The organism is Enterobacter sp. C6 (genome assembly GCF_008122455.1).
Taxonomy (GTDB): Bacteria; Pseudomonadota; Gammaproteobacteria; order Enterobacterales; family Enterobacteriaceae; genus Enterobacter; species Enterobacter pseudoroggenkampii.
Genome location: NZ_QPFW01000125.1, coordinates 1 through 7,747 on the forward strand (window position 1 = coordinate 1; position 7,747 = coordinate 7,747).

Sequence of the window (7,747 nt, forward strand, 5' to 3'; positions counted from 1 at the left end):
CGCCGCCCGCGCGGGCAAGCTGCATCGCGTGGCGGGCGTTGCGATACGGCATCAGCGTCGCAACCGGGCCAAAAGCTTCGGTGGAGTGCACTGCCGGAGTTTCATCCGGCTGCGGGCAGAACAGCAGGGTCGGCGGGTAGAACGCGCCCGCGGCCTGCAGATCCGCTTTGCCACCCAGGCGGACCTGGCAGCCTGCGGCGATCAGTTGCTCCACTTTCTCCTGCACGTCCGCACGCTGTTCGGCGTTGACCAGCGCGCCCATCTTTACCCCTTCCTGCGCCGGGTCGCCCACCACCACCTTTTCCAGCCGGGCAACCAGCGCCTGGCTCACGGCGTCAATCTGGTTTTGCGGGACGATAATGCGGCGAATGGCCGTACATTTCTGCCCGGCTTTCGCGGTCATCTCGCGCACCACTTCCCGAATGAACAGGGCAAACTCCGGCTGCTCCGGCGTGACGTCTTCCCCCAGCACGCAGCAGTTCAGGGAGTCGGCTTCCATGGTGAACGGAATGGAATTCGCCACAATATTCGGGTGCACGCGCAGGCTTTGCCCGGTGCTGGCGGAGCCGGTAAAGGTCACCACGTCCTGGCTGTCGAGCTGGTCGAGCAGATCCCCGGCGCCGCCGCAGATCAGGCTGATGGCGCCGTCCGGCACCAGCCCGCTGTCGACGATGGATTTCACCATCGCCTGCGTCACCTGCGCGGTAGCGGTAGCGGGTTTGATGATGGCGGGCATGCCGGCAAGCCAGGTCGGGGCCAGCTTTTCCAGCATCCCCCAGCAGGGGAAGTTAAAGGCGTTGATGTGCACCGCCACGCCGGATTTGGAGGTCAGCACGTGGCGCGCCGCAAAGCCGCCTTCTTTTGACAGCGGGATCAGCTCGTCTTCCGGCCACACGGTGTCATCCGGCAGCTCGCGGCTGCCAAGGCTGGCGTAAGTGAAGAGGGTGCCGATCCCGCCTTCGATATCGACCCAGCTGTCCGCCTTCGTCGCTCCGGTCTGGGCGGACAGGGCATAAAACGTCTCTTTCTCGCTAAGCAGGTGCTTTGCCACCGCCTTCAGCATGGCCGCGCGTTCGATAAAGGTCATCGCGTGAAGCGCTTCGCCGCCGCGCTCAATCGCATAGCGACGGGCGGCCGCCATGTCCAGCCCTTCGCTGGTCACGCTCCACAGCGCTTCGCCACTGATGGCGTGATGAATAGTGCGTTCGCGGCCCCGGCCAGACTGCCAGGTACCGGATAAGAAGCTGGCTAACTGCTGCATCGCTTATCTCCAAATGTTACGTAATTTACCCATTAATAGTTTAATCATGAATCATAAAAATCAAGCTGAGTTTTAATGAATTGTTAACATTGTGATCCGCTCTGATGAAACGTGGCGCGCGAGGACGCTCTTCAGTAAGCCTGCAGTAAAAGCCTTGCGAGCGATATCACAAAACAAGGAAACAATTCTTGGGGTTATATTTAACCTTTGTGTAACTTTTAAAAAACAAAGTGATTCAACACTACGCTTTAATTTGCAAACTAACGAATCATAAAGGTGATGACGTGACGCAAGAACAACGGTTTGAGCAGCGCATAGCGCAGGAGACGGCGATTGAGCCTCAGGACTGGATGCCTGACGCCTACCGTAAGACGTTGATCCGCCAGATTGGTCAGCATGCGCACTCCGAAATTGTCGGCATGCTGCCGGAAGGGAACTGGATCACCCGCGCCCCGACGCTACGCCGCAAGGCGATCCTGCTGGCGAAGGTGCAGGACGAAGCCGGACACGGGCTCTACCTCTACAGCGCGGCGGAAACGCTGGGCTGCGCGCGGGAAGATATCTACCAGAAGATGCTCGACGGCAAGATGAAATACTCCTCCATCTTCAACTATCCGACCCTGAGCTGGGCCGATATCGGCGTGATCGGCTGGCTGGTGGACGGCGCGGCCATCGTCAACCAGGTGGCGCTGTGCCGAACCTCCTACGGTCCCTATGCCCGCGCGATGGTGAAAATCTGTAAAGAAGAGAGCTTCCACCAGCGTCAGGGCTTTGAAGCCTGCATGGCGCTGGCGCAGGGGAGCGAGGGCCAGCGCCAGATGCTGCAGGACGCCATCAACCGCTTCTGGTGGCCGGCGCTGATGATGTTCGGTCCGAACGACGACAACTCGCCGAACAGCGCCCGCAGCCTGGCGTGGAAAATCAAACGCTTCGGCAACGACGAGCTGCGCCAGCGCTTTGTCGACAACACGGTGCCGCAGGTGGAGATGCTGGGCATGACGGTGCCCGATCCCGACCTGCGTTTTGATGAAGAGAGCGGCCACTACCGCTTCGGCGAGATTGACTGGCACGAGTTTGACGAGGTCATTAACGGGCGCGGCATCTGCAACCACGAACGCCTGGCCGCCAAACGTAAAGCCTGGGAAGAGGGGGCGTGGGTGCGGGAAGCCGCACTGGCGCACGCGGAAAAACAACACGCCCGCAAAGTGGCTTAAGAGGAATCACGATGAGCAATGTCTACTGGCCGCTGTACGAAGTGTTCGTACGCAGCAAACAAGGGTTATCCCACCGTCACGTGGGTAGTCTGCATGCCGCCGACGATCGCATGGCGCTGGAAAATGCGCGTGATGCCTACACCCGCCGCAGCGAAGGGTGTTCTATCTGGGTGGTTAAAGCGAGCGAGATTGTCGCCTCCCAGCCGGAAGAGCGCGGCGAGTTCTTCGACCCGGCGGAAAGCAAGGTTTACCGCCATCCGACGTTCTACACCATCCCTGACGGCATCGAGCACATGTGAGGCAAAGAATGAATTCAGTCACTGCCTATGCCCTGCGTCTGGGCGATAACGGTCTGGTCCTCTCCCAGCGTCTCGGCGCCTGGTGCGGCCACGCGCCGGAGCTGGAGATCGACCTCGCACTCGCCAATATCGGTCTCGACCTGCTGGGCCAGGCGCGCAATTTCCTGACCTATGCCGCGGAGCTGGAAGGCCAGGGCGATGAAGACACGCTGGCGTTTGGCCGCGACGAGCGCCAGTTCCGCAATCTCCTGCTGGTGGAGCAGCCGAACGGCAGCTTCGCCGACACCATTGCCCGTCAGTACCTGATGGATGCCTGGAACGTGGCGCTGTATGAACGCCTGGCCCAAAGCCGCGACGGCCAGCTTGCCGCCATTGCCGCCAAAGCGATTAAAGAGGCGCGCTACCACCTGCGCTTCAGCCGCGGCTGGCTGGTGCGTCTGGGCGACGGGACCGAAACGTCCGCGCAAAAAATGCAGCAGGCCATCGACAACCTGTGGCGTTTTACGGCCGAGCTGTTTGAGGCCGATGACGTCGAGCGGGAGTTGATTGAGTCCGGCGTGGCGGTTGACCCGCGCCTCCTGCGCCAGCCGTGGGAAAGCGAAGTGTATGCCGGTCTGAATGAAGCCTGCCTGCAGGTGCCCGCCGAGATGGCGTACCGCACCGGGGGCAAGCAGGGGCTGCATACCGAACATCTGGGCCCGATGCTGGCGGAAATGCAGTATCTCCAGCGCGCGTATCCCGGTCAGCAGTGGTAAAGGAGAACGCTATGCAACGCCTCGTCGACATCGCGCCCGCGCAAATCCCACAGATCTGGGCGCTGCTAAGCCAGATCCCGGACCCGGAAGTGCCGGTGTTAACCATCACCGATTTAGGCATGGTGCGCAGCGTGAAGGCGCAGGGGGAAGGCTGGGTCATTGGCTTTACGCCGACCTATTCGGGCTGTCCGGCGACGGAACACCTGCTGGGGGCGATCCGCGAGGCGATGACCGCGCACGGCTTTACCCCGGTGCACATTGTGCTCCAGCTTGAACCCGCCTGGACCACCGACTGGATGACCCCCGACGCGCGCGAGCGCCTGCGGGCGTACGGCATCAGTCCACCGGTGGGGCATAGCTGTCACGCGCACGCCCCGGTTGAGGTGAGCTGCCCGCGCTGCGCCAGCACCGACACCTCGCTTATCAGTGAATTTGGCTCAACGGCCTGCAAAGCGCTCTACCGCTGCAATAGCTGCCGTGAGCCCTTCGACTATTTCAAATGTATTTGAGGCTGCCATGACAACGTTTCATTCATTAACAGTGGCAAAAGTGGAACCCGAAACCCGCGACGCGGTGACCATCACTTTCGCGGTGCCGCAGGCGCTGCAGGAGGCCTACCGATTCCGTCCCGGCCAGCACCTGACGTTAAAAACGACGCTTGGCGGAGACGAGCTGCGCCGCTGCTACTCCATCTGCCGGAGTACCGCCCCGGGCGAAATCAGCGTGGCGGTGAAAGCGATTGAAGGCGGGCGCTTCTCCCGCTATGCCCGGGATGAGATCAAAGCGGGCATGGCGCTGGAGGTGATGGTTCCTCAGGGGCAGTTTGGCTACCAGCCACAGGCCGAACGCGAAGGCCACTACCTGGCGATTGCGGCAGGCTCGGGGATCACCCCGATGCTGGCTATTATCTCCGCTACGCTAACGACCGAGCCCAACAGCCATTTCACCCTGATCTACGGCAACCGCAGCAGCCAGAGCATGATGTTCCGCCAGGCGCTGGCGGACCTGAAGGACAAATACCCGCAGCGGCTGCAGCTGGTCTCCATCTTCAGCCAGGAGCGGCTGGACAGCGATCTGCTCTATGGCCGCATCGACGGGGAAAAACTGCAGGCGCTGGCGAAAACCCTGATCAACTTCCGCCAGTACGACGAGGCCTTTATCTGCGGCCCGTCGGCGATGATGGACGACGCGGAAGCCACGCTGAAGGCGCTGGGGATGCCGGACAAATCCATTCACCTTGAGCGCTTTAACACCTCCGGAATCACCGTTAAGCGCGCGGTGCACGTGCAGGCGGAAGGGCAGAAAGTGACCGTGCGCCAGGACGGGCGCGACCGTGAAATCACCCTGACGGCAGATGATGAAAGTATTCTCGATGCCGCCCTGCGTCAGGGCGCGGATCTGCCGTATGCCTGCAAGGGCGGCGTCTGCGCCACCTGCAAATGCAAAGTGCTGCGCGGGAAGGTGGACATGGCGACCAACTACAGCCTGGAGCCGGACGAGCTGGCCGCCGGGTATGTGCTGAGCTGCCAGTCGCTGCCGTTAACCGCCGACGTGATTGTCGACTTCGACGCGAAGGGGATGGCATGAGCGAACTTATTGCTACCCGTCATGGCCGCGTGCTGCAGCTGACGCTCAACCGTCCGGCGGCGCGCAACGCCCTCAACAACGCGCTGTTAACCCAGCTTGCGGAACAGCTTGAGGCCGCCGCCGTGGATGCCGACATTGCCGTCTGCGTGATTTACGGCAGCGAGCGCTGCTTTGCCGCCGGGGCCGATCTCAACGAAATGGCGGAGAAAGACCTGTCTGCCACCCTGAACGATATTCGCCCACAGCTGTGGGCACGCATTAACGCGATCAGCAAACCGCTGATCGCCGCCGTGAACGGCTTCGCGCTGGGCGCGGGCTGCGAGCTGGCGCTGCTGTGCGACGTGGTCATTGCCGGTGACAACGCCCGTTTCGGCCTGCCGGAAATCACGCTCGGCATTATGCCCGGCGCGGGCGGCACCCAGCGTCTGATTCGCAGCGTCGGGAAATCCCTGGCCAGCAAAATGGTGCTGACGGGCGAGAGCATAACTGCACAGCAGGCGCTGAGCGCCGGGCTGGTGAGCGATGTTTTCCCGGCAGCGCTGACGCTGGAGTATGCCCTGAAGCAGGCGGCCCTGATGGCGCGCCACTCGCCGCTGGCGCTGCAGGCGGCGAAACAGGCGCTGCGTCAGTCTCAGGAGGTACCGCTCCAGGCCGGGCTCGCGCAGGAGCGCCAGCTGTTTACGCTGCTTTCCGCCACCGAAGACCGCCGGGAGGGCATCGACGCCTTCTTACAAAAACGCACCCCCGACTTTAAAGGACGCTAATTGTGGAATTTATTCTCAGTCATGTAGAACAGGGCGTGATGACCATTACGCTGAACCGTCCGGAGCGTCTGAACAGCTTTAACGACGTGATGCACCAGCAGCTGGCCGAGTGCCTGAAACAGGCCGATCGTGATGACACCGTGCGCTGTCTGCTGATCACCGGGGCAGGACGCGGCTTCTGTGCCGGTCAGGATCTGAACGACCGCAACGTCGACCCCAACGGCCCGGCGCCGGATCTGGGGATGTCCGTTGAAACCTTCTATAACCCGCTGGTTCGCCGCCTGGCAAAGCTGCCGAAACCGGTCATCTGTGCCGTTAACGGCGTGGCGGCAGGTGCGGGGGCCACGCTGGCGCTGGGGTGCGACATGGTGATTGCGGCCCGTTCCGCCAACTTCGTAATGGCTTTCAGCAAGCTCGGCCTGGTGCCGGACTGCGGCGGTACCTGGCTGCTGCCGCGCGTGGCGGGACGCGCCCGCGCCATGGGGCTGGCGCTGCTCGGGGACAAACTCAGCGCCGAACAGGCGCAGGCGTGGGGGATGATCTGGCAGGTGGTGGATGACGAGCTGCTCTCCACCACGGCGCAGCAGATGGCGCTGCATTTTGCGTCGCAGCCGACCTTCGGGCTGGGGCTGATCAAGCAGGCCATCAACGCTGCAGAAACCAACACCCTGGACGACCAGCTCGATCTGGAGCGCGACTATCAGCGTCTGGCCGGACGCAGCGACGATTACCGCGAGGGCGTCAGCGCCTTCCTGGCGAAGCGTGCGCCGAACTTTACGGGGAAATAAGATGCTGAATATACGGACTGTCGCCGTGATCGGCAGCGGCACGATGGGCGCAGGGATTGCCGAAGTCGCCGCCAGCCACGGTCATCAGGTGCTGATCTACGACATCTCCAGCGATGCGATATCGCGCGCCATCGACGGGATCCGCCAGCGTCTGGCCTCCCGGGTAACGCGCGGAAAACTCTCCGCCGATGCCGGGAGCCAGATCCTGGCCCGGCTGGTTCCCGTCACGGATATCGATGCGCTCTCCGCGGCCGATCTGATCATAGAAGCGGCCTCAGAGCGTCTGGAGGTGAAAAAGGCGCTGTTTGCGCAGCTGGCTGAGATCTGCCCGCCGCAGACGGTGCTGACCAGCAATACCTCTTCCATCTCCGTCACGGCGATTGCGGCGGACGTCCACCACCCGGAGCGGGTCGCAGGGCTGCACTTCTTTAACCCGGCGCCGGTGATGAAGCTGGTGGAGGTGGTCAGCGGGCTGGCGACCTCTGCGGAAGTGGCCGACGCGCTGTGCGAGCTGGCGCTGAACTGGGGCAAACAGCCCGTTCGCTGCCAGTCAACGCCGGGGTTCATCGTCAACCGCGTCGCCCGTCCGTTCTATTCTGAAGCCTGGCGCGCGCTGGAGGAACAGGTCGCTCCGCCGGCGGTGATTGATGCCGCCCTGCGGGAAGGCGGCGGCTTCCCGATGGGGCCGCTGGAGCTGACCGACATGATTGGTCAGGACGTGAACTTTGCGGTGACCTGCTCGGTATTTAACGCCTTCTGGCAGGAGCGTCGTTTTCTGCCTTCGCTGATGCAGCAGGAGCTGGTGCTGGCAGGAAGGCTGGGCAAAAAGAGCGGGAAGGGCGTTTACGACTGGCAGGGTGACAAACCTGACGTGCAGTGGGTTGAGTCGGTGAACGACAGCTATAGCCCGATGCGCGTGGAAAAAAGACGTGACGGTGTCACGGAAATAGATGATGTCTATCTGGTTGAAACGCAGGGAGAGACCGCGCAGGCGCTGGCGCTGCGGCTCAACGGCCCGGTGGTGGTGGTGGACCGCATTGAGCGTGACGTGGCGGTCATTGCCGCCGCCGCCAGCAACC

At 62.4% G+C, this 7,747-nt stretch carries 9 protein-coding genes; 8 read left to right on the forward strand and 1 reads right to left on the reverse strand.

The features are described from left to right. Positions 1 to 1,261 (reverse strand): phenylacetic acid degradation bifunctional protein PaaZ (gene paaZ, locus DOU50_RS02120; protein WP_148768673.1); only part of this gene is annotated, 1,261 nt, incomplete at its 3' end. 284 nt (positions 1,262 to 1,545) lie between these two features. Here paaZ and paaA point away from each other — a divergent pair. The 8 genes from paaA to DOU50_RS02160 form a co-directional block, all read left to right on the forward strand. Then, positions 1,546 to 2,475, forward strand: a complete 930-nt coding sequence (gene paaA / locus DOU50_RS02125; RefSeq protein WP_254780638.1) for a 1,2-phenylacetyl-CoA epoxidase subunit PaaA — start codon at positions 1,546 to 1,548, stop codon at positions 2,473 to 2,475. Positions 2,476 to 2,486: 11 nt separating this feature from the next. Further along, a complete protein-coding gene (gene paaB, locus DOU50_RS02130) occupies positions 2,487 to 2,774 on the forward strand; it encodes a 1,2-phenylacetyl-CoA epoxidase subunit PaaB (protein ID WP_008502380.1) in 288 nt (95 codons plus the stop codon). 8 nt (positions 2,775 to 2,782) lie between these two features. Continuing rightward, positions 2,783 to 3,529, forward strand: coding sequence for a 1,2-phenylacetyl-CoA epoxidase subunit PaaC (gene paaC / locus DOU50_RS02135; protein WP_148768674.1), 747 nt, complete (start codon positions 2,783 to 2,785; stop codon positions 3,527 to 3,529). 11 nt (positions 3,530 to 3,540) lie between these two features. Further along, complete coding sequence (gene paaD / locus DOU50_RS02140; protein ID WP_025911360.1) at positions 3,541 to 4,038, forward strand: 1,2-phenylacetyl-CoA epoxidase subunit PaaD; 498 nt, start codon at positions 3,541 to 3,543, stop codon at positions 4,036 to 4,038. A gap of 7 nt (positions 4,039 to 4,045) precedes the next feature. Beyond that, entirely contained in the window at positions 4,046 to 5,116 is a 1,071-nt protein-coding gene (paaE, locus tag DOU50_RS02145) for a 1,2-phenylacetyl-CoA epoxidase subunit PaaE (RefSeq protein WP_148768675.1), read from the forward strand. Continuing rightward, positions 5,113 to 5,880, forward strand: coding sequence for a 2,3-dehydroadipyl-CoA hydratase PaaF (paaF, locus tag DOU50_RS02150; RefSeq protein WP_148768676.1), 768 nt, complete (start codon positions 5,113 to 5,115; stop codon positions 5,878 to 5,880). The genes paaE and paaF overlap by 4 nt, the downstream gene beginning before the upstream one ends. Next, positions 5,880 to 6,668: a 2-(1,2-epoxy-1,2-dihydrophenyl)acetyl-CoA isomerase PaaG gene (paaG, locus tag DOU50_RS02155; RefSeq protein ID WP_148768677.1), complete on the forward strand. Its 789-nt coding sequence runs from the start codon at positions 5,880 to 5,882 to the stop codon at positions 6,666 to 6,668. The genes paaF and paaG overlap by 1 nt, the downstream gene beginning before the upstream one ends. Position 6,669: 1 nt before the next feature. Beyond that, positions 6,670 to 7,747, forward strand: a 1,078-nt coding sequence (locus DOU50_RS02160) for a 3-hydroxyacyl-CoA dehydrogenase NAD-binding domain-containing protein (RefSeq protein ID WP_148768678.1), incomplete at its 3' end; no start/stop codon positions are given.